This is a genomic window from Cupriavidus sp. GA3-3 (assembly GCF_000389805.1).
Taxonomy (GTDB): Bacteria; Pseudomonadota; Gammaproteobacteria; order Burkholderiales; family Burkholderiaceae; genus Cupriavidus; species Cupriavidus necator_D.
The window spans coordinates 58,907-79,301 of record NZ_KB944498.1; the positions used below are offsets into that span (position 1 = coordinate 58,907).

General features: G+C 65.2%; 18 protein-coding genes. 1 reads left to right on the forward strand and 17 read right to left on the reverse strand.

Going from position 1 to position 20,395, the window contains the following annotated elements:
• Positions 1-65: 65 nt before the first annotated feature.
• From phoR to C265_RS23730, 11 genes are all read right to left on the reverse strand, one after another.
• Complete coding sequence (phoR, locus tag C265_RS23680; protein WP_010814306.1) at positions 66-1,448, reverse strand: phosphate regulon sensor histidine kinase PhoR; 1,383 nt, start codon at positions 1,446-1,448, stop codon at positions 66-68.
• Between the two features lie 133 nt (positions 1,449-1,581).
• Positions 1,582-2,289 (reverse strand): phosphate regulon transcriptional regulator PhoB, encoded by a 708-nt coding sequence (phoB, locus tag C265_RS23685; RefSeq protein WP_010814307.1) that lies wholly within the window; start codon positions 2,287-2,289, stop codon positions 1,582-1,584.
• A gap of 27 nt (positions 2,290-2,316) precedes the next feature.
• Positions 2,317-3,021, reverse strand: a complete 705-nt coding sequence (gene phoU / locus C265_RS23690) for a phosphate signaling complex protein PhoU (RefSeq protein ID WP_010814308.1) — start codon at positions 3,019-3,021, stop codon at positions 2,317-2,319.
• A 47-nt stretch (positions 3,022-3,068) separates the two neighbouring features.
• Positions 3,069-3,857 (reverse strand): phosphate ABC transporter ATP-binding protein PstB, encoded by a 789-nt coding sequence (gene pstB / locus C265_RS23695; protein ID WP_010814309.1) that lies wholly within the window; start codon positions 3,855-3,857, stop codon positions 3,069-3,071.
• Positions 3,858-3,909: 52 nt separating this feature from the next.
• On the reverse strand, positions 3,910-4,809 hold the full coding sequence (pstA, locus tag C265_RS23700) for a phosphate ABC transporter permease PstA (protein WP_011615656.1): 900 nt from the start codon (positions 4,807-4,809) through the stop codon (positions 3,910-3,912).
• Entirely contained in the window at positions 4,806-5,774 is a 969-nt protein-coding gene (gene pstC / locus C265_RS23705; RefSeq protein WP_011615657.1) for a phosphate ABC transporter permease PstC, read from the reverse strand. The genes pstA and pstC overlap by 4 nt, the downstream gene beginning before the upstream one ends.
• Positions 5,775-5,892: 118 nt before the next feature.
• Positions 5,893-6,924: a phosphate ABC transporter substrate-binding protein PstS gene (gene pstS / locus C265_RS23710; protein ID WP_010814312.1), complete on the reverse strand. Its 1,032-nt coding sequence runs from the start codon at positions 6,922-6,924 to the stop codon at positions 5,893-5,895.
• A 231-nt stretch (positions 6,925-7,155) separates the two neighbouring features.
• The gene (gene glmM, locus C265_RS23715) at positions 7,156-8,499 is read right to left on the reverse strand and encodes a phosphoglucosamine mutase (RefSeq protein ID WP_010814313.1); all 1,344 of its coding nucleotides are present in this window, start codon (positions 8,497-8,499) and stop codon (positions 7,156-7,158) included.
• A gap of 58 nt (positions 8,500-8,557) precedes the next feature.
• Positions 8,558-9,424 (reverse strand): dihydropteroate synthase, encoded by an 867-nt coding sequence (folP, locus tag C265_RS23720; RefSeq protein ID WP_010814314.1) that lies wholly within the window; start codon positions 9,422-9,424, stop codon positions 8,558-8,560.
• A gap of 133 nt (positions 9,425-9,557) precedes the next feature.
• Positions 9,558-11,441 carry an ATP-dependent zinc metalloprotease FtsH gene (gene ftsH / locus C265_RS23725; protein WP_010814315.1) on the reverse strand — a complete coding sequence of 628 codons (1,884 nt, stop codon included), beginning with the start codon at positions 11,439-11,441 and terminating at the stop codon, positions 9,558-9,560.
• Between the two features lie 153 nt (positions 11,442-11,594).
• The gene (locus tag C265_RS23730; RefSeq protein WP_010814316.1) at positions 11,595-12,260 is read right to left on the reverse strand and encodes an RlmE family RNA methyltransferase; all 666 of its coding nucleotides are present in this window, start codon (positions 12,258-12,260) and stop codon (positions 11,595-11,597) included.
• Positions 12,261-12,557: 297 nt separating this feature from the next.
• Between C265_RS23730 and C265_RS23735 the strand changes: the two genes are divergently transcribed.
• The gene (locus tag C265_RS23735) at positions 12,558-13,061 is read left to right on the forward strand and encodes a YhbY family RNA-binding protein (RefSeq protein WP_010814317.1); all 504 of its coding nucleotides are present in this window, start codon (positions 12,558-12,560) and stop codon (positions 13,059-13,061) included.
• 87 nt (positions 13,062-13,148) lie between these two features.
• On the opposite strand, the gene C265_RS23740 is transcribed toward C265_RS23735, so the two are convergent.
• The 6 genes from C265_RS23740 to C265_RS23765 form a co-directional block, all read right to left on the reverse strand.
• A complete protein-coding gene (locus tag C265_RS23740; RefSeq protein ID WP_010814318.1) occupies positions 13,149-13,652 on the reverse strand; it encodes a DUF4149 domain-containing protein in 504 nt (167 codons plus the stop codon).
• A 55-nt stretch (positions 13,653-13,707) separates the two neighbouring features.
• Positions 13,708-14,184, reverse strand: coding sequence for a transcription elongation factor GreA (gene greA / locus C265_RS23745; protein WP_010814319.1), 477 nt, complete (start codon positions 14,182-14,184; stop codon positions 13,708-13,710).
• 248 nt (positions 14,185-14,432) lie between these two features.
• Positions 14,433-17,681 (reverse strand): carbamoyl-phosphate synthase large subunit, encoded by a 3,249-nt coding sequence (carB, locus tag C265_RS23750; protein ID WP_010814320.1) that lies wholly within the window; start codon positions 17,679-17,681, stop codon positions 14,433-14,435.
• 89 nt (positions 17,682-17,770) lie between these two features.
• Entirely contained in the window at positions 17,771-18,442 is a 672-nt protein-coding gene (leuE, locus tag C265_RS23755) for a leucine efflux protein LeuE (RefSeq protein ID WP_010814321.1), read from the reverse strand.
• 38 nt (positions 18,443-18,480) lie between these two features.
• The gene (gene carA, locus C265_RS23760) at positions 18,481-19,617 is read right to left on the reverse strand and encodes a glutamine-hydrolyzing carbamoyl-phosphate synthase small subunit (RefSeq protein WP_010814322.1); all 1,137 of its coding nucleotides are present in this window, start codon (positions 19,615-19,617) and stop codon (positions 18,481-18,483) included.
• Between the two features lie 334 nt (positions 19,618-19,951).
• Positions 19,952-20,362, reverse strand: coding sequence for a RidA family protein (locus tag C265_RS23765; RefSeq protein WP_010814323.1), 411 nt, complete (start codon positions 20,360-20,362; stop codon positions 19,952-19,954).
• Positions 20,363-20,395 lie beyond the last annotated feature (33 nt).

A 20,395-nucleotide genomic window follows, 5' to 3' on the forward strand; every position in this document is an offset into this window, starting at 1 on the left:
GCCGAGGAGGCTTCCCTGAGGCATAACATGCAAAACCCCGCCGCGGCGGGGTTTTACTTTACGGGTCAGGCGGCGCGCCGCGAGGTGTCCGGCGACTGCGGCGGCGCGGTCGGGCCGCTGCCTGGCGCTGGCATGTCCGCGCCCTCCCCGGCCGAACGCAGGCTGCGTTCAAGCGGGAAGATCACGCGGAACACGCTGCCCCGGCCCTCTTCGCTGGTCACGCGCAGGTCCGCATGGTGGCGTGACAGCACGTGCTTGACGATGGCCAGCCCCAGCCCGGTGCCGCCGGTGTCGCGCGAGCGGCTGCGGTCCACGCGGTAGAAGCGCTCGGTCAGCCGGGGAATATGCTCGGGAGCGATGCCCAGGCCGGTATCGGCCACCGAGAACACGGCATGACCCTCTTCCCAGGCCAGCCTGATGGTGATGCGCCCCCCGTCCGGCGTGTAGCGCACGGCGTTCGACACCAGGTTGCCCAGCGCCGACAGCAGTTCGGTCTCGGCGCCACGCATGCCGACGGTCGGGTCGATCTCGGCCGAGACCTGGTGCCGTCCCTGCGACAGCGCCTCGGCGTCGTGGGTCAGGTGCGCCACCATGGCACGGATCGGCACGATGTCATTGCCGGGCGGCTGCGCATCGCTTTCCAGCTTGGCCAGCGCCAGCAGGTCTTCGACGATGCTCTGCATGCGCACCGACTGCGCCAGCATCATGTCGATGTAGCGGCGCCGGTCGTCTTCCGACACCGGCAGGTCGCGCACGGTTTCCAGGAAGCCGGTCAGCACCGTCAGCGGCGTCTTCAGTTCGTGCGACACGTTGGCAACGAAGTCGCGCCGCATCGCCTCGGTGTTTTCGAGCTTGGTGATGTCCTGCGTGATCACCAGCTTGCGGTTGTCGCCATAGGGCAGGATCTGCACCGCGATCACGCTGTGCTTGTGCTCGCCCATGTCGCGCATCACCAGTGGGTCATCGAAGCGCTGCCGGGTCAGGTAGTGGACGAACTCGGGGCGGCGGATCAGGTGGGTGATGCGCTGGCGCACGTCGCGCCGCGCGTTCAGGCCGAAATGCTGCTCGGCCACGTCGTTGCACCACTCGATCTGGTCGGCGTCGTCCAGCATCAGCACGCCGTTGGGCGAAGCCTGGATGGCCTGGATAAAGCGCGTGTGCTGCTGCTCGACCTGCAGCACCTGGGTGCGCCAGCGCTTGACCAGCCGGTGCAGCCGGTAATACACCTCGCCCCAAAGCCCGAGTGCACTGGGGATCTCGCCGTAGACCGGCGCATCAAGCACCTTCCACAGGCGGTTGATCTGGTACAGGTAGTAGAACAGCAGCCCGAGCAGCGATACGCATGCCAGCGCCAGCGCCGGCACCGGGCCCACGGCCAGGTAAACACCGGCGGACAGCACCAGCAGGCTGATCAGGATGGCCACGGAACGGGCCCAGATGACATTCATGCGCAGGGTTCAGGCTCGCAGCCACGGAAGGCTGCAGGGTTGCGACGGAGTGTGCCACGAATGCGCCGCGCCCTGCCAGCAGCGTGGGCTCTGGCAGGGCAGCACGTCAAGCCGCCCTCCCATGTCCGGCGCGTCAGGCGCCGGGCGTGCGCGCCAGGCGGTAGCCACTGCCGCGCACGGTTTCGATCATATTGCTGTAGCCGCCGGGGGTGAGCGCGGCGCGCAGGCGCTTGATATGGACGTCGACGGTACGCTCCTCGACAAAGACATGGTCGCCCCAGACCTGGTCGAGCAGTTGCGAGCGGCTGTGCACGCGTTCCGGATGCGTCATCAGGAAGTGCAGCAGGCGGAACTCGGTCGGACCCAGCTCCAGCTTGATCGCGCCGCTGTCGTCCTGGCCGGTGACACGGTGCGTGGCCGGGTCCAGGCGCAGGCCGTTGATGGCCACCACATCGTCGGTCAGCTGCGGCGCACGGCGGCGCAGCACCGCCTTGATCCGCGCCAGCAGTTCCTTGGGCGAGAACGGCTTGGTGACGTAGTCGTCGGCGCCGGCCTCAAGCCCCATCACCTTGTCCTGCTCCTCGCCGCGGGCGGTCAGCATGATGATGGGGATCTGGCGGGTGCGGTCGTTGGCCCGCAACTCCTTGGCGAAGTTCGCGCCCGACTTGCCCGGGAGCATCCAGTCGAGCAGCACCAGGTCGGGCAGCACATCGCTCATCAGCGACAGCGCCTGCTCGGCGTTGTAGGCCCGGATCGGATAGTGCCCCGCGTGCTGCAGGTTCACGGCGATCAGTTCGGCGATCGCCGGTTCGTCTTCGACAACGAGAATACTGCTTGGCATGTAATTGTTCTCCGTGGGCGGCTGAGTTCAGCTCAGCGCTTCGCGCTCCATGTCCTCGCGCGAGACATGGCGGACGTCCGTCCCCTTGACAATGTAAATGATAAATTCCGCGATGTTCTTGGCGTGATCGCCAATGCGCTCCACCGCCTTGGCGATGAACAGGAAATCCAGCGCGACCGAGATCGTACGCGGGTCTTCCATCATGTACGTGATCAGCTTGCGCACGAAGCCGCGGAATTCCTCGTCGATGGCCTTGTCGTCCTTGACGATGCGCGCCGCCGCCACGGTGTCCAGGCGCGCAAAGGCGTCCAGCGCCTGGCGCAGCAGCGAGATCGCCATCTCGCCCGAGAGCTTGACCTCGGCGTAATTGATGCTGTGCGCCGACGCGTCTTCCATGATGTGCTTGGTGCGCTTGGCGATCTTCTCGGCCTCGTCGCCGGCGCGCTCCAGGTTGGTGATGGTCTTGGAGATGGCCATCACCAGGCGCAGGTCGCGCGCGGTCGGCTGGCGCCGGGCAATGATGTTGCCGCAGTCGGCATCGATCTCGACTTCCAGCGCGTTGAGCTGGATCTCCCGGGCGATGACCTGGTCGGCGGTCTCGCCATCGAAGTCGGACAGCGCGCGCATGGCGAGCTCGATCTGCGACTCGACCAGGCCGCCCATCTGCAGCAGCTTGGTGTTGATCGCGTTGAGGTCGGCGTCGAACTGGGTCGACAGGTGCTTGTCTGGCATGGGATTCTCCTGGCCGCTTATGGATATGCTACGCCCTGCGGTAACGATCAGCCGAACCGGCCGGTAATGTAGTCTTCCGTTTCCTTGCGGTGCGGCTTGATGAAGATCTTCTCGGTCTCGCCGAACTCGATCAGTTCGCCCAGGTACATATAGGCGGTGTAGTCCGAGCAGCGCGCCGCCTGCTGCATGTTGTGGGTAACGATCACGACCGTGTACTCGTCCTTCAGCTCCGCGATCAGTTCCTCGATGCGGCCGGTGGAAATCGGATCGAGTGCCGAGCACGGCTCGTCCAGCAGCAACACTTCCGGGCGGATGGCAATGCCGCGCGCGATGCACAGGCGCTGCTGCTGGCCGCCGGACAGGCCGTAGCCGGACTGATGCAGCTTGTCCTTGGCCTCGTTCCACAGCGCCGCCTTGGTCAGCGCCCATTCCACGCGGTCGTCCATCTCCGAGCGCGACAGCTTCTCGAACAGGCGCACGCCGAAGGCGATGTTGTCGTAGATCGACATCGGGAACGGTGTCGGCTTCTGGAACACCATGCCGACCTTGGCGCGCAGCAGCGCGATGTCCTGGCGCGCGGTCAGCAGGTTGTCGCCGTCCATGTTGATCTCACCCTCGGCGCGCTGCTCGGGATACAGCGCATACATCTTGTTGAAGGTGCGCAGCAGCGTCGACTTGCCGCACCCCGACGGTCCGATGAAGGCCGTGACCTTGCGGTCGGGGATCGACATGTTGATGTCCTTCAGCGCATGGAACTGGCCGTAGTAGAAGTTCAGGTTGCGCACGTCGATCTTGGCGCGTACCGAATCGGGAATGTCGATGACGGTGGAGGTCATTGCGTTTCTCGCTTGCAGTCTTTGGGCGGGACGGTTTGCGTGGTCCGGCCGCTTATTTCTTGAACAGGATGCGCGCCAGGATATTCAGGGCCAGCACGCCGATCGTAATCAGGAACACACCCGCCCAGGCCAGTTGCTGCCATTCGGTGAACGGGCTCATGGCAAAGCGGAAGATCGTCACCGGCAGGTTGGCCATCGGCTTGTTCAGGTCGCTGGTCCAGAACTGATTGGACAGCGCGGTGAACAGCAGCGGCGCGGTCTCGCCGGCGATACGGGCGACGGCCAGCAACACCCCGGTCACAATGCCGGCGTAGGATGACTTCACCGTGATCGACAGCACCATCTTCCACTTGGGCGTGCCGAGTGCGAAGGCCGCCTCGCGCAGCGCGTTGGGCACCAGGTTCAGCATGTTCTCGGTGGTGCGCACCACGATCGGCACCTGCAGCAGCGCCAGCGCGCAGATCCCGGCCCAGCCCGAGAAGTGGCCCATGCGGGTCACCACCAGCGCGTAGACAAAGAGGCCGATCACAATCGACGGCGCCGACAGCAGGATGTCGTTGATAAAGCGGATAAAGCTGGCCAGCGGCGAGCTCTTGCCGTACTCGGCCAGGTAGATGCCGGCCAGGATGCCCAGCGGCGTGCCGAACAGCGTCGCCATGCCGACCATCACGAAGCTGCCGAAGATGGCGTTGGCCAGGCCGCCGCCAGCGGTATTCGGCGCCGGGGTCATCTGCGTGAACAGGTCCAGCGACAGGCCGCCCACGCCCAGCGTGACGGTGGTCCACAGGATCCACGCCAGCCAGAACAGGCCGAAGCCCATCGCCACCAGCGAGGCGGTCAGTGCATACAGGTTGGTGCGGCGGCGGCGCGCCTGCAGCCGGGTGCGAATGGCATCCGCGTCGGCACGGACCGCCGGGATCGATGCGGTTGACACAGCTTGACTCGCGCTCATTTGGTTCCCTCATTCTTTGCCAGTCGCAGCAGCAGCAGCTTGGACAGCGCCAGCACCACGAAGGTAATGAAGAACAGGATCAGGCCCAGTTCCATCAGCGCCGCGGTGTGCAGGCCGGCGCCGGCTTCGGCGAATTCGTTGGCGAGCGCCGAGGTGATGCTGTTGCCCGGCGAGAACAGCGAGGCGCTGTCCAGCAGGTTGGTGTTGCCGATCACGAAGGTGACGGCCATGGTCTCGCCCAGTGCGCGGCCCAGGCCCAGCATCACGCCGCCGATGACACCGGCGCGGGTGTAGGGCAGCACCACGTTCCACATCACTTCCCAGGTGGTGCAGCCCACGCCGTAGGCCGATTCCTTGAGCAGCACCGGGGTGACTTCAAACACGTCGCGCATCACCGAAGCGATGTACGGGATGATCATGATCGCCAGGATCACGCCCGCGCACAGCAGGCCGATGCCCAGCGGCGCGCCCTGGAACAGCTTGCCGACCACCGGCAGCTGGCCCACCGTGGCGGCCAGGGGCTTCTGGAAATACTCGCCGAAGATCGGCGCGAACACGAGCAGGCCCCACATGCCGTAGACGATCGACGGCACCGCGGCGAGCAGTTCGATGGCCGTGCCCAGCGGGCGGCGCAGCCAGGCCGGCGACAGCTCGGTCAGGAACAGCGCGATGCCGAAGCTCACCGGCACCGCGATGATCAGCGCGATCAGCGAGGTCACGATGGTGCCGTAGATGGGCACCAGCGCGCCATAGACATCGGCGGGAGGATCCCACTCCGCGGTCCACAGGAAGCGCGCACCGAAGGTCTGGATCGACGGCCAGGCGCTGATCGCGAGCGAGACGATGATGCCGCCCAGCAGCAGCAGGGTCACGATCGCGGCGCCCCGCGTCAGGCCGCCGAACAGGATGTCGCCCATGCGGCTCGGGGGCTGGACGTTGCGGATCTCGGAGGGGGTAGTCGCCATGTCGGGAATTCAGGGTGGATCGCCGCTCCCGCCTGGGCGGGAGCCTGGTGTCCGGGCCAGTTTCGGGCAGCCCGGCCACCGGCCCCGCACTCGCGCGGGGCCGGCGATGCCGTCAGGATCAGTACAGCGCCTTGCCCGAGGCGTCCTTGACGCTGGTCTTCCAGGTCGAACGGATCTGGTTCACAACGTTTTCCGGCAGCGGCACGTAGTCAAGGTCGGCGGCCATGTTGGCGCCGCTCTTGTAGGCCCAGTCGAAGAACTTCAGCACTTCGGCACCCTGCGCGGCCTTTTCCTGGTTCTTGTGGACCAGGATGAAGGTGGCGCCGGCGATCGGCCAAGCTTCCTTGCCCGGCTGGTTGGTCAGGATCTGGTAGTAGGTCTTGCTCCAGTCCGCACCGGCGGCGGCAGCCTTGAAGGCATCGTCGCCCGGCTTGACCACGGCACCCGACGCGTTCTTCATGTTCACGTGGGTCATCTTGTTCTGCTTGGCGTAGGCGTACTCGACGTAGCCGATGGCGCCGTTCAGGCGCTGCACGAAGGCGGCGACGCCCTCGTTGCCCTTGCCGCCGGTGCCGCCGCCCGGCCAGTTGACCGTGGTGCCCTCGCCCACCGCGCTCTTCCAGTCCGGGCTGACCTTGGACAGGTAGTTGGTGAAGATGAAGGTAGTGCCCGAACCGTCGGCGCGGCGCACCGGCAGGATGTCCTGGCTCGGCAGCTTGGCTTGCGGGTTCAGCGCCTTGATCGCGGGGTCATCCCACTTCTTGATCTTGCCCAGGTAGATATTGGCCAGCACTTCGCCCGTGATGGTCAGATCGCCCGGCTTTACGCCCTGCAGGTTGATCACCGGCACCACGCCGCCGATCACGGTCGGGAACTGGACCAGGCCCTGCTTGTTCAGGTCCTCGTCCTTCAGCGGCGCGTCCGAGGCACCGAAATCGACCGTCTTGGCGCCGATCTGCTTGATCCCGCCCGACGAGCCGATGGATTGATAGTTGACCTTATTACCCGTTGCTTTTTGGTATGCGTCGGCCCACTTGGAATACACGGGCGCCGGGAAAGAAGCGCCTGCACCGGTAATTTCCGCCGCGAACGCAGTACCCGCCACCACCATCGAAACGATGCCTGCCACGGCAGTCTTGACCAGCTTCATATGTCCTCCAGAGAACATTGGTTGGGAATGACAAATTTTTGACAAGACGAACTCTATGCTCCCTGTATGACAATTCCGTGACATCTTTAAATCTTCTTGGAACCGGCCTCCAGCAAGGGATCGCCGCGCCCATCCGGCAATCATGGTGACGCAATATGACGGCGGTTAATTGCGCTATAGAATAAAAAAACGCCGGGACTGGCCCGGCGTTCCTGGTCAGGGGGCGGCGTATCAGGCGCCCAAGGCATCGGCCAGCCGCCTGGCCGCGCGCTCGGCCATTTCAGCCTGCTCGGCCTCGACCATCACGCGCACCACCGGCTCGGTGCCGGAGGCACGGATCAGCACCCGGCCGCGCCCCTCCAGTTCAGGCTCGACCGCCGCGCGCGCGGCCTGCAGGCCGGCATGCGACTGCCAGTCGAAGCCTTTCTGCACGCGCACGTTGATGAGCGTCTGCGGGAACAGCCTTACGCCCTCGAGCAACTGCGCCAGAGTCTTGCCGCTGCGGCGCAGCGCGGCCAGCACCTGCAGCGCCGACACGATGCCGTCGCCGGTGCTGTGGCGGTCCAGGCACAGCAGGTGGCCGGAGCCCTCGCCGCCCAGAGTCCAGCTGCGCTTGTTCAACTCTTCCAGCACATAGCGGTCACCCACCTTGGCGCGCACGAATTCCACGCCCTGGCGCTTGAGCGCGAGCTCCACCGCCATATTGGTCATCAGCGTGCCCACGGCACCCGGCACCGCCTGGCCAGCGGCCTGGCGGTCGCGCACGATCAGATACAGCAGTTCGTCGCCGTTGTAGAGACGGCCGTCGGCATCCACCACCTGCAAGCGGTCGGCGTCGCCGTCAAAGGCCAGGCCCAGGTCAGCGCCATGGGCCTTGACCGCCTCAACCAGCTTGGCCGGCGCGGTGGCGCCGTAGCCGTCGTTGATATTGCGGCCGTCCGGCTGGTTGCCGATCGAAACCACGTCGGCGCCCAGCTCATGGAACACGTGCGGCGCGATGTGGTAGGCGGCGCCATGGGCACAGTCGACCACCAGTTTCAGGCCGTACAGGTCCTGCTCATGCGGGAAGGTGCTCTTGCAGAACTCGATATAGCGGCCGGGCGCATCGTTGATGCGGCGCGCGCGGCCCAGGTCATCGGACGGCGCGCACACCATCGGCTCTTCGATGGCAGCCTCGATCTCTGCCTCGACCGCATCGGGCAGCTTGTCGCCGTCGGCCGAAAAGAACTTGATGCCGTTGTCGTAGTAGGGATTGTGGCTGGCCGAGATCACCACGCCGGCGGACAGCCGCAGCGCCCGCGTCAGGTAGGCGATGCCCGGCGTCGGCAGCGGACCGGTCAGCAGCACGTGCACGCCGGCCGAGGTGAAGCCGGCTTCCAGCGCCGCTTCCAGCATATAGCCGGAAATGCGCGTGTCCTTGCCGATCAGCACGGTCGGCTTGCCTTGCCCGGTCTTGGCGCCGTGGGCCAGCACCTTGCCGGCCGCATGGCCCAGGCGCATCACGAAGTCCGGCGTGATCGGCGCCTCGCCGACCCTGCCCCGCACGCCATCTGTCCCGAAATACTTGCGTGTCATTCGCTGATTCCCTTTCTTTACTCTGATCGTTGTTCTGCCTGCGGTGGCCGCGGCTGGTTCAGGCCGCGCCAACGGACTCGTTGCGCACCGCCCACCAGATCTTCACGGCGTCCACCGTCTGCTCCACATCATGCACGCGCACGATAAATGCTCCGCGCTCCAGCGCACACACCGCGGCGGCAATGCTGGCGGCAACACGCTGCTGCGGCGGCCGGCCACCAAGGACCGCGCCCAGCGTGGACTTGCGCGAGATGCCAGCCAGCACCGGCAGGCCCTCAAGCGCCAGCCGCGGCAGTTGGCCGAGCAGGCGCAGATTATGATCGGGTGTCTTGCCGAAGCCGAACCCCGAATCGAGGGAGATGCGCGCATCGTCGATGCCGGCAGCGCGCAGCACGGCAATGCGCTCGGCAAGGAACCCGGCCACCTCGGCGACCACGTCATCGTAGTGCGGGTCTTCCTGCATGGTCTGCGGATCGCGCTGCATATGCATCACGCACAGGCCCGCCTGCCCCGCCGCCACGGCCTCGACCGCGCCCGGCATGCGGAAACCCCAGATATCGTTGATGAGATCGGCTCCGGCCGCAAGCGCGGCGCGCATGACCTCGGGCTTGTAGGTATCGACCGAAAGCGGCTTGCCGCAGTCGCGCAGTGCTTCCACCACCGGGATCACGCGCGCCAGTTCGTCTTCCAGCGGCAGCGCCGCCGAACCGGGCCGGCTGGATTCCCCGCCGATGTCGATGATGTCCACGCCCTCGGCGATCATCTGCCCGGCATGGCGCAGCGCCGCGTCCCGGCTGGCATGCTGGCCGCCATCCGAGAAGGAATCGGGCGTGACGTTGAGGATACCCATCACCAGCGGGCGCTGGTCCAGGGCAAAGCGAAAACGGCCGCACTGGAAATACCTGGTCTGAGAAGTCTGCTGCAAGGTAGGAATGCTTGATTCAATCCGGGCGCGGCAGATGCCGCGCAAAAGGAAAAGCCGGTGCACCAGGCACCGGCTTCAGGGACAGGCACACTACACAGCCATCACTACGGCGTCGTCTGTGGACGAACCAGGATCAGGCCGTGGCGGGCGCGTTGGTCGGCGCCACCGGCGACCCGCCCGGAGGCGTGCTGCCGCCGCCGTTCGGGCCCGACGCGCTGCGCGGCGGACGCGGCGGCTTGCCGGCCATGATGTCGTTGACCTGGTCGGCATCGATGGTTTCCCATTCCATCAGCGCGTTGGTCATGGCTTCGACCTTGTCGCGGTTCTCTTCGAGCAGGCGCTTGGCCAGCGCGTATTGCTCGTCGATGATGCGGCGGATCTCGGCGTCGACCTTCTGCTGCGTGGCTTCCGACACCGTCTTCGACGACAGCTTGCCGAACATGCCATCCTGCTCGGTATCCACGTAGACCATGGCACCCAGCGAATCGCTCATGCCGAAGCGGGTCACCATGTCGCGGGCGAGCTTGGTGGCGCGCTCGAAGTCGTTGGAAGCACCGGTGCTCATGGCGTTGAGGAAGACCTCTTCCGCCGCACGGCCGCCGAAGAGGATGGCAACCTCTTCCAGCATGCTGTCCTTGTACTTCGAATACTTGTCATGCTCCGGCAGCTGCCAGGTCACACCCAGCGCCCAGCCACGCGGCATGATGGTGACCTTGTGCACCGGGTCAGCCTTGGGCAGCAGCTTGGCCACTACCGCATGGCCCGACTCATGGTAAGCCGTGGCCCGGCGCTCTTCTTCGCGCATGACCGTCGACTTGCGCTCCGGACCCATGTAGATCTTGTCCTTGGCGTCCTCGAAGTCCTGCATGTCGACCACGCGCTTGCTCCGGCGGGCGGCAAACAGTGCGGCTTCGTTGACCAGGTTGGCCAGGTCCGCGCCCGAGAAGCCCGGGGTGCCGCGCGCGATGATCGAGGCGTCGACATCGTTGCCGATCGGCACCTTGCGCATATGGACCTTCAGGATCTGCTCGCGGCCGCGGATGTCCGGCAGGCCCACGTAGACCTGGCGGTCGAAACGGCCCGGACGCAGCAGCGCCTTGTCCAGCACGTCGGCACGGTTGGTCGCGGCGATCACGATCACGCCCGAGTTGGCCTCGAAGCCGTCCATCTCGACCAGCATCTGGTTCAGGGTCTGCTCGCGCTCGTCGTTGCCGCCGCCCATGCCGGCGCCACGATGGCGGCCGACCGCGTCGATTTCATCGATGAACACGATGCAGGGTGCCTGCTTCTTGGCGTTCTCGAACATGTCGCGCACGCGGGCCGCGCCCACGCCGACGAACATTTCCACAAAGTCGGAACCCGAGATGCTGAAGAACGGCACCTTGGCCTCGCCGGCAATGGCGCGCGCCAGCAGCGTCTTGCCGGTACCCGGAGGGCCTACCAGCAGCACGCCGCGCGGGATGCGCCCGCCCAGCTTCTGGAATTTCTGCGGGTCCTTCAGGAAGTCGACCAGCTCGACCACTTCTTCCTTGGACTCGTCGCAGCCGGCGACGTCCTGGAACGTGACGGCGTTCTGGTTCTCGTCGATCAGGCGCGCACGCGACTTGCCGAATGAGAAAGCGCCGCCTTTGCCGCCCCCCTGCATCTGGCGCATCATGTAGAACCAGAACACGATGATCAGCAGGGTCGGCCCGAGGTAATACAGGGCCTGCACCAGCACGTTGGGTTCGTCGTCCGCCTTGCCGGTCACCTGGACGCCGTACTTCATCAGGTCGCCGACCATCCAGATGTCGCCCGGCGAGATGATGGTGTACTTGGCGCCTTCCTTAGGCGAGACCACCAGGTTGCGGCCCTGCACGTCGACACGCGACACCTTGCCATTCTTGGCGTCATCCATGAACTGCGAATAGGTGACGCTGTCCTGCGCACGGGGCTTGTCGAACTGCTTGAAGACGGTAAACAACACCAGCGCGATTACGAGCCAGATTGCCGCCTTTTGAAACAGGTTGTTATTCAAGGCCGAACTCCTTTGCAATTGCCTTGCCAACGGATAGCTGCATTGTAATGCAGCGCCCGCCCTCGGGGGGAAACAGAGAAACTATGATGCCGATAGCACCGGGTGGGGCACTTTCCACGCTTCTTTTTTCGCCCTGGCTTGTATCGAGACCGGTCAATCCACTGCCTTGAGGTAGCGCCCAAGGATAAAGGTTTCGGAAGACTTGTCGCGAGACGCCTTGGGCTTGCGTTTCGCAACCACTTTGAAATGCCGTTTGAACTTCTCCACGATCTGGCTGTAGCCGCTCCCGTGGAAGCACTTTACCAGCAATGCCCCCTCCGGCTTAAGGTGGGCCTGCGCAAATTCCAGCGCCAGGTCGCACAGGTACTCGATCCGTGCTGCATCGGCGAAGGCCACACCGGACAAATTGGGGGCCATGTCCGACAAAACAAGGTCAATCTTGTTACCGCCGGAGGCGTCCAGCACCACACTTTCCAGTTCGCGGAAGACTGATTCCTCGCGAAAGTCACCCTGGATGAAAGTGACGTCGGCGACCGGTTCCATCGGCAGCAGGTCGATCGCGACCACGGCGCCATCGATCCTGCCGTCCTTGGCCCGGGGCGAGTCCGCCAGCTTGTTGCGGGCGTACTGGCTCCAGCTGCCCGGCGCCGCGCCCAGATCGACGATCACCTGCCCCGGGCGGATCAGCTTGTCCTGCTCGTCGATCTCCTTGAGCTTGTAGGCCGCGCGGGCGCGATAGCCCTCGCGCTGGGCCATTTTCACGTACGGATCGTTGATGTGGTCGTGCAGCCACGAATGATTGAACTTGTTTTTTGCCATGCCAGTTACCAGCCTGTTCCCTGCCCCGCCCGCCGGTCAATGCCGCCCGCGAAGGTTTTCCTACTGTTTTGATGATTTTGCTGCCCGACAGTGCCGGATTGACGGATAATACGCGCCAATCCGCATCCCGACCGCCGGCTCGCCTTATCAGCTGCCGGCTTGCCGCCCCCGGGCGGCCGTCGGCAGCCTGTCCCTGCCCGACCCGCCGTGTCACGACCGGCGCGGGCTGCAGCGCCCGATTTCCAGCGCCCACGCGCTCTATCACTATTTCAAGCGCCTAATAATCAGCGCCAACTTATGCCTGCTCTACAACTAGTCCCTGCCCAGCGCTCTGACCTGCGCTCCCGTGCCCATGCCCTGAACCCGGTCGTGATGGTCGGCGCCGAAGGCCTGACCCGTGCCGTACTGGCCGAGATCGACCGCAGCCTGGCCGCCCACGACCTGATCAAGATCCGCGTGTTCGGCGACGATCGCGATGCGCGCATCGCCATCTACGAAGAAATCTGCGACCAGCTCAGCGCCGCGCCGATCCAGCATATCGGCAAGCTGCTGGTGGTCTGGCGTCCGGGCGAAGCGCGCCTGAAGGAAAACCAGGCCGAAGACCTGGGCCGCCACACCCCCGCCCGCCGTGGCGGCGCGGCCCCGCGCACGGTGACGGTCAAGAAGCCCAGCGCCGCGCCGAACCGCCGTCCGACCCGCAAGGAAGTCACGGTGCTTGGCAACGAGCGCGTCACCGCCGGCGGCAATGTGAAGCGTTCGCGCGCACGCCCGACCAGCCAGAAGAAGAAGGCGCTGGGCTGAGCACGATCAGCTGAAGCATGGCGGGGTCGCTGCCAGGCGACGCCCGATGCCGGCACGCCACGCCCGTGGCGGTGCCGGCGGCCGGCCTCATTCCCCGGCCGAACGCGGCGCCGAAGCGCGCCACACCAGCACCAGCGCCAGCAGGCTTTGCAGCAGGTAGAAGGCGCTCGACACGCCGTGCAGCATGCCGAACTGCGCCTTGTAAGGCGATTCCGAAACGCCGACGCCCAGCGCCAGCGCCTTTTCCTTCAGGCCGGCCATGAACGGCTGGGTGCCGAAGTAGCCCGCCAGCACGCAGCACAACATGCCCAGCACCAGCCAGCGCAGGCCGCGATAGCGGTGGGCACCGCGCCGGATCATCACGTTGCACAGCACCAGCTGCAGCACGCCGATGGTGACCCCGACGATGGCCTCGGTATGGAACAGGTGCCCGGCGATCATGCCCGCCATCTCGCGGCTGGGCAGCACCGAGAACAAGGTCGGCGCCACCATGTAGCCGACGGTCCAGAGGCTGCCTGCCCACACCACCGTCAGCAGCAGGAAGATGCGGTGCGGCAGCGGCGGCAGATTGTTATAGGAATTGGAGAACACGTGCCGGTCTTTCCGGTGGGCCGGGCCAGGTGCAAGCCTGCCGGCCGGGCCGGCGTCAGATATAGCGTACGGTAATGACTTCGTACTCGCGCTCGCCACCAGGGGCCAGCACGGTTGCGACGTCGCCTTCGAACTTGCCGATCAGCGCACGCGCGATGGGCGAGCTGACTGAGATCTTGCCGACGTCGATGTCGGCTTCGTCATCGCCCACGATCTGGTAGCTGACGGGACTGCCGGACTCCAGGTCTTCCAGGTCCACAGTCGCGCCAAAGACGATGCGGCCGTCGGTGTCCAGCTGGGTCGGGTCGATGATCTGCGCGGCCGACAGCTTGGCCTCCACTTCCAGGATGCGGCCTTCGATAAAGGCTTGCTTTTCCTTGGCGGCGTCGTATTCGGCGTTTTCAGACAGGTCGCCCTGTGCGCGGGCTTCCGAGATCGCATTGATCACCGCCGGACGCTCGACAGCCTTCAGGCGCTGCAGCTCTTCCTTCAGGAGCTCTGCGCCACGCTTGGTAATCGGAATGGTGCTCATGTCTTCGTTCAACAAAAAAATGAGCCGCAGCGGAGCTGGAGCCATCCCTGACCAATGCTGCCAGGGCACTTCCGCTCAACCGCGGCTTTCAGACAGGACCGAATGCGGGCACGCCGCATCGATCGGCGAATTTGACGTAGTTTAGGCCAGGAAGCCCGCCGGCAGCAACTCCGGCGGGCTTCCTGGCCTTGACCGGGCGCAATGCGCCCGGCCAGTGGCGATGTGCCGCTTGCCTTACCTGCGGGGCTTCAGGCCAGCGAGGCGTGCAGGCTCTGCAGGTCGTAGACCTCCAGGCTCTGCATGTGCTTCAGGCCCTCCACCGCGGCGCGGGCGCCGGCGATGGTGGTGTAGTAAGGAATGCGGTGGGCCAGCGCCGAGGTCCGGATCGAGCGCGAATCGGCAATCGCGGTGCGGGTTTCGTCCACGGTGGTGAACACCAGCGCCAGTTCGCCGTTCTTGATCATGTCCACGATATGCGGACGGCCGTCCTTGACCTTGTTGACGGTCTTGACCGGGATGCCGGCGGCCTCGATGGCCGACGCGGTGCCGCGGGTGGCAACGATCGGGTAGCCCATGTCGTGCAGCATGCGTGCCACGCCAACGGCGCGCGGCTTGTCGCTGTCCTTCACGGTGATCAGCACGGTGCCCTTCTCCGGCAGGCGCGAACCCGCGGCCAGCTGGCTCTTGAACAGCGCCTCGCCGAAGGCCTTGCCCACGCCCATCACTTCGCCGGTCGAGCGCATTTCAGGTCCGAGGACCGGATCGACGCCCGGGAACTTGTTGAACGGGAACACCGCTTCCTTGACGCTGTAGTACGGCGGGATGACTTCTTCGCCGATACCCTGCTCGTCCAGCGACTGGCCCGCCATGCAGCGCGCGGCGATCTTGGCCAACTGCAAGCCGGTGGCCTTGGACACGTACGGCACGGTGCGCGAGGCGCGCGGGTTCACTTCCAGCACGTAGACGGTATCGACGCCGTCGTTCTGCTGGATCGCGAACTGCACGTTCATCAGGCCGATCACGTTCAGCGCCTTGGCCATCGCGGCGGTCTGGCGCTTCAGTTCAGCCACGGTCTCGGCCGACAGCGAGTACGGCGGCAGCGAGCACGCGGAGTCGCCCGAGTGCACGCCAGCCTGCTCGATGTGCTCCATCACGCCGCCGATGAAGACGCGCTTGCCGTCGGAGATGGCATCGACGTCGCACTCGATGGCGTCGTTCAGGAAGCGGTCCAGCAGCACCGGGGAATCGTTCGAGACCTTGACGGCCTCGCGCATGTAGCGCTCGAGGTCGCGCGGCTCATGCACGATTTCCATGGCGCGGCCGCCCAGCACGTACGACGGGCGCACCACCAGCGGGTAGCCGATTTCTTCGGCCAGGCGCAGCGCTTCGTCCTCGGCACGCGCGGTGCGGTTGGGCGGCTGGCGCAGGCCCAGTTCCTGCAGCAGCTTCTGGAAGCGCTCGCGGTCCTCGGCCGCGTCGATCATGTCGGGGCTGGTGCCGATGATGGGCACGCCGTTGGCTTCCAGGTCCAGCGCCAGCTTCAGCGGGGTCTGGCCGCCGTACTGCACGATCACGCCGACCGGCTTCTCGAGCGCGACGATCTCCAGCACGTCTTCGAGCGTCAGCGGCTCGAAGTACAGGCGGTCCGAGGTGTCATAGTCGGTCGACACGGTTTCCGGGTTACAGTTGACCATGATGGTCTCGTACCCGTCTTCGCGCAGCGCCAGCGCGGCGTGCACGCAGCAGTAGTCGAACTCGATGCCCTGGCCGATCCGGTTCGGGCCGCCGCCCAGCACCATGATCTTCTTCTTGTCGGTCGGCTGCGCCTCGCACTCGCCATGCTCGGCCTCGTAGGTCGAGTACATGTAGGCGGTGTTGGTGGCGAACTCGGCCGCGCAGGTGTCCACGCGCTTGTAGACCGGGCGCACGTTCTGGGCGATGCGCGCTTCGCGCACGGCCTTGGCGTCGGTCTTCAGCAGCTTGGCCAGGCGGCGGTCGGAGAAGCCCTTCTGCTTCAGGAAGCGCAGCTCGGCGGTCGACAGGCTTTCCAGCGTGCGCGCCTTGACCAGGCCTTCGGTCTTGATGATGTCTTCGATCTGGGCCAGGAACCACGGGTCGATGTCGGTCTCGGCATAGACCTCTTCCAGCGACATGCCCAGGCGGAAGGCGTCGCCCACGTACCAGATGCGGTCGGGGCCGGCTTCGCCGATTTCCTCGACGACCTCGTCACGGTCCGTCGACTTTTCGTCCAGGCCGTCGACGCCCACTTCCAGGCCGCGCAGGGCCTTCTGGAACGATTCCTGGAAGGTGCGGCCCATCGCCATCACCTCGCCCACCGACTTCATCTGGGTGGTCAGGTGGCTGTCGGCCTGCGGGAATTTCTCAAACGCGAAACGCGGCACCTTGGTGACCACGTAGTCGATCGACGGCTCGAACGAGGCCGGGGTCGCGCCGCCGGTGATCTCGTTCTTCAGCTCGTCCAGCGTGTAGCCCACGGCCAGCTTGGCCGCGACCTTGGCGATCGGGAAGCCGGTGGCCTTGGAGGCCAGCGCCGACGAACGCGACACCCGCGGGTTCATCTCGATGACGATCATGCGACCGTCCTTCGGGTTGATCGAGAACTGCACGTTGGAGCCGCCGGTGTCGACACCGATCTCGCGCAGCACGGCCAGCGACGCGTTGCGCAGGATCTGGTATTCCTTGTCGGTCAGGGTCTGCGCCGGAGCGACGGTGATCGAGTCGCCGGTGTGGATGCCCATCGGGTCCAGGTTCTCGATCGAGCAGATGATGATGCAGTTGTCCTTCTTGTCGCGGACGACTTCCATCTCATACTCTTTCCAGCCCAGCAGCGATTCTTCGATCAGCAGCTCGCGCGTCGGCGACAGGTCCAGGCCGCGCTTGCAGATCTCTTCGAATTCTTCGCGGTTGTAGGCGATGCCGCCGCCGCTGCCGCCCAGCGTGAACGACGGGCGGATCACGATCGGGTAGCCGCCGGTGCCGGTTTCCTGGGCAATGCGCGACTGCACGGCCATGGCTTCGTCCATCGAGTGGGCGATGCCCGACTTGGCCGAACCCAGACCGATCTTGGTCATGGCGTCCTTGAACTTCTGGCGGTCCTCGGCCTTGTCGATGGCTTCCGGCGAGGCGCCGATCAGCTCGACCTTGTACTTGTCCAGCACGCCGTGACGGTGCAGGTCCAGCGCGCAGTTCAGCGCGGTCTGGCCGCCCATGGTCGGCAGGATCGCGTCCGGGCGCTCCTTCTCGATGATGCGCTCGACCACTTCCCAGGTGATCGGCTCGATGTAGGTCACATCGGCCGTGTTGGGGTCGGTCATGATGGTCGCCGGGTTCGAATTGACCAGGATGACCTTGAAGCCTTCCTCGCGCAGCGCCTTGCAGGCCTGGGCGCCGGAGTAGTCGAACTCGCACGCCTGGCCGATGATGATGGGGCCCGCGCCGATAATCAGGATGCTCTTGATGTCTGTGCGTTTTGGCATTGCACGCTCTCTTTATGGGCCGGCCCGCCTTGCCTGCGGACCGCGCCGGTAATCAGGGAATCCGTCAGGATTCAAAAATATCGTCTTGCTCAGTTCATCGTGGCCGTCGCCAGCTTGGCGCCGAAGCCGATGAACATCGCGCCCACCCCGCTCGACATGCCCGCCGACAGGCGCCGGCGGCGCCGGAATGCGTCGGCCAGCTTCGCGCCCACGAAGATGATCGTGGTCAGGTAGGCAAAGCTGCAGAACTGGGCGACCAGGCCCAGCACGGAGAACGACAGCACCGGGTAAGCGAAGGCCGGGTCGACAAACTGGATGAAGAACGAGATGAAGAACAGGATCGCCTTCGGGTTCAGCAGGCTGATCAGCAACGCCTTGCGGAACGGGTCGGACTGGTCGGCCTTGCTAACCGGCGCGGTGGCGGCGGCATCGCCGCATGCGGCCCAGTTGCGCAGCGCGCCGCGCAGCATGCTGAAACCAATCCACGCCAGGTAGGCCGCGCCGACGTACTTCACCACGTAGAACAGCGCCGGGCTGGCCTTGAGCAGCGAGGCCACGCCCGCCGCCGACAGCACCATCAGCACGAAGTCGCCCAGGAACACCCCGCACGCGCCCTTGTAGCCGGCGCGCACGCCGCGCTGCGCCGCCACCGACAGCACGTACATCGAGTTCGGCCCCGGCAGCAGCACGATAAAGATCGTGCCCAGCACATAGGTCCAGAAATCGGTGATGCCGAAAGCGGTATGCATGAAGGCGTTCATGGGATGTCCCTGAGGTCTGCGCTGTTCTTCTTGCCCGCTTACTTGCGCGCGTCCGTCATCAGCTTGATGAAGCGGTCGAACAGGTAAGCCACGTCGTTCGGACCGGGCGACGCCTCCGGATGGCCCTGGAAGCAGAAGGCCGGCTTGTCGGTCAGCGCGAAACCCTGCAGCGAACCGTCGAACAGCGACTTGTGCGTCACGCGCACATTCGACGGCAGCGTGTCCGCATCGACCGCGAAGCCGTGGTTCTGCGACGTGATCACCACGCGGCCATCGTCCAGGTCCTTGACCGGGTGGTTGGCGCCATGGTGGCCGAACTTCATCTTCAGGGTCTTGGCGCCTACTGCCAGCGCCATGATCTGGTGGCCCAGGCAGATGCCGAAGGTCGGGATGCCGCGCTCGATGAACTCGCGCGTGGCGGCGATGGCATAGTCGCACGGCTCGGGGTCACCGGGGCCGTTGGACAGGAACACGCCGTCCGGATTCAGCGCCAGCGCGTCGGCGGCGCTCGCCTGCGCGGGCAGCACCGTGACCTTGCAGCCGCGCTCGGCCAGCATGCGCAGGATGTTGTACTTGACGCCGTAGTCATAGGCGACCACGTGGAATTGCGGCTGGTCCTGCTTGCCGTAGCCTTCGCCCAGCTTCCATTCGGACTGGGTCCACTCGTACGGTTCCTTGACCGAGACTACCTTGGCCAGGTCCATGCCGGCCAGGCCGGGGAACGAGCGGGCCAGGTCGATGGCCTTCTGGACATTGTCTTCGCCGGCCAGGATGCAGCCGTTCTGGGCACCCTTTTCACGCAGGATACGCGTCAGCTTGCGCGTATCGATGCCGGCGATGGCCACCACCTTTTCCTGCTTCAGGTAGTGGGCAAGGGTGTGCTCCTTGCGGAAGTTCGAGGCCAGGATCGGCAGATCCTTGATGATCAGGCCGGCGGCATGGACTTTCGTGGCTTCGACATCCTCAGGATTGACCCCGTAGTTACCGATATGCGGATACGTCAGCGTGACGATCTGCCGGGAGTAACTCGGGTCGGTGAGGATTTCCTGGTAACCGGTGATGGCGGTGTTGAACACCACTTCACCGATGGTATGGCCGGAAGCGCCAATGGAATAGCCACGAAAGACCGTGCCGTCTGCAAGCGCGAGAATGGCGGACGGAAAAGACGGTAACACGGGTAGGCTCCTGCTGGACTCACCCCGTGACCGACCAATCGACGCCTCGTGCCTCCCAGGCTGGATCCGTGACGGCGGCAGCGGCATTGCGCCGATGCGGTCGGATCCGGTTGCGACATGCTCCTTGCGTCACATTGAATGCGGACAACAAAGGCGGCGCGGCTGGGGGCGGCGGAAGGTGGAAAGCGGTAGGCGCTAGGGTGAAGGGTTCTGAAAGCGAAACTTTCGAATTATATCCCGCGCCACCCAATTTCTCAAGTTTTCAAGGACTTGCACGCGGCAGGCAGCGGCGGCGCCACGCCGCCGGCCACCGTCCTGCCCTGTGCCTGCTACGTTACGCCCGCGGCGGCACGACCGCCGTGACCTCGATTTCCACCTTGGCGCGCGGCTCCACCAGGTCCGCAACCTCGACCGCCGTCATCGCCGGGAAGTGGCGGCCGATGATGGCCCGGTAATGCTGGCCGATCGCCCCATAGGCGCCGACATATTCCGCCTTGTCCTTCACATACCAGGTCATGCGCACGATATGCTCGGGCAGCGCGTCTCCGGCCGCCAGCACGGCAACCACGTTGCGCAGCGCCTGCGCCACCTGCAGGCCGAAGTCGTCGGTCTCGAATTCACATTTGCCGGTCCAGCCGATCTGGCCGCTGACAAAGAGGAGGCGGCTGCCGACCTGCATTTCGGTCATGGTGCCGTTGGCGTAGCCACGCGGAGGCGCCCAGTCGGGCGGCTGCAGGATGTTCATGATGCGTTTTCCTGTTGATTATCTGTATGAGTG

Bases quoted from the DNA above. Each gene is read 5' to 3' on its own strand.
- phoR (WP_010814306.1), bottom strand. From the start codon at position 1,448: ATGAATGTCATCTGGGCCCGTTCCGTGGCCATCCTGATCAGCCTGCTG.
- phoB (WP_010814307.1), bottom strand. From the start codon at position 2,289: ATGCCAAGCAGTATTCTCGTTGTCGAAGACGAACCGGCGATCGCCGAA.
- phoU (WP_010814308.1), bottom strand. From the start codon at position 3,021: ATGCCAGACAAGCACCTGTCGACCCAGTTCGACGCCGACCTCAACGCG.
- pstB (WP_010814309.1), bottom strand. From the start codon at position 3,857: ATGACCTCCACCGTCATCGACATTCCCGATTCGGTACGCGCCAAGATC.
- pstA (WP_011615656.1), bottom strand. From the start codon at position 4,809: ATGAGCGCGAGTCAAGCTGTGTCAACCGCATCGATCCCGGCGGTCCGT.
- pstC (WP_011615657.1), bottom strand. From the start codon at position 5,774: ATGGCGACTACCCCCTCCGAGATCCGCAACGTCCAGCCCCCGAGCCGC.
- pstS (WP_010814312.1), bottom strand. From the start codon at position 6,924: ATGAAGCTGGTCAAGACTGCCGTGGCAGGCATCGTTTCGATGGTGGTG.
- glmM (WP_010814313.1), bottom strand. From the start codon at position 8,499: ATGACACGCAAGTATTTCGGGACAGATGGCGTGCGGGGCAGGGTCGGC.
- C265_RS23730 (WP_010814316.1), bottom strand. From the start codon at position 12,260: ATGGCAAAAAACAAGTTCAATCATTCGTGGCTGCACGACCACATCAAC.
- C265_RS23735 (WP_010814317.1), top strand. From the start codon at position 12,558: ATGCCTGCTCTACAACTAGTCCCTGCCCAGCGCTCTGACCTGCGCTCC.
- greA (WP_010814319.1), bottom strand. From the start codon at position 14,184: ATGAGCACCATTCCGATTACCAAGCGTGGCGCAGAGCTCCTGAAGGAA.
- carB (WP_010814320.1), bottom strand. From the start codon at position 17,681: ATGCCAAAACGCACAGACATCAAGAGCATCCTGATTATCGGCGCGGGC.
- leuE (WP_010814321.1), bottom strand. From the start codon at position 18,442: ATGAACGCCTTCATGCATACCGCTTTCGGCATCACCGATTTCTGGACC.
- C265_RS23765 (WP_010814323.1), bottom strand. From the start codon at position 20,362: ATGAACATCCTGCAGCCGCCCGACTGGGCGCCTCCGCGTGGCTACGCC.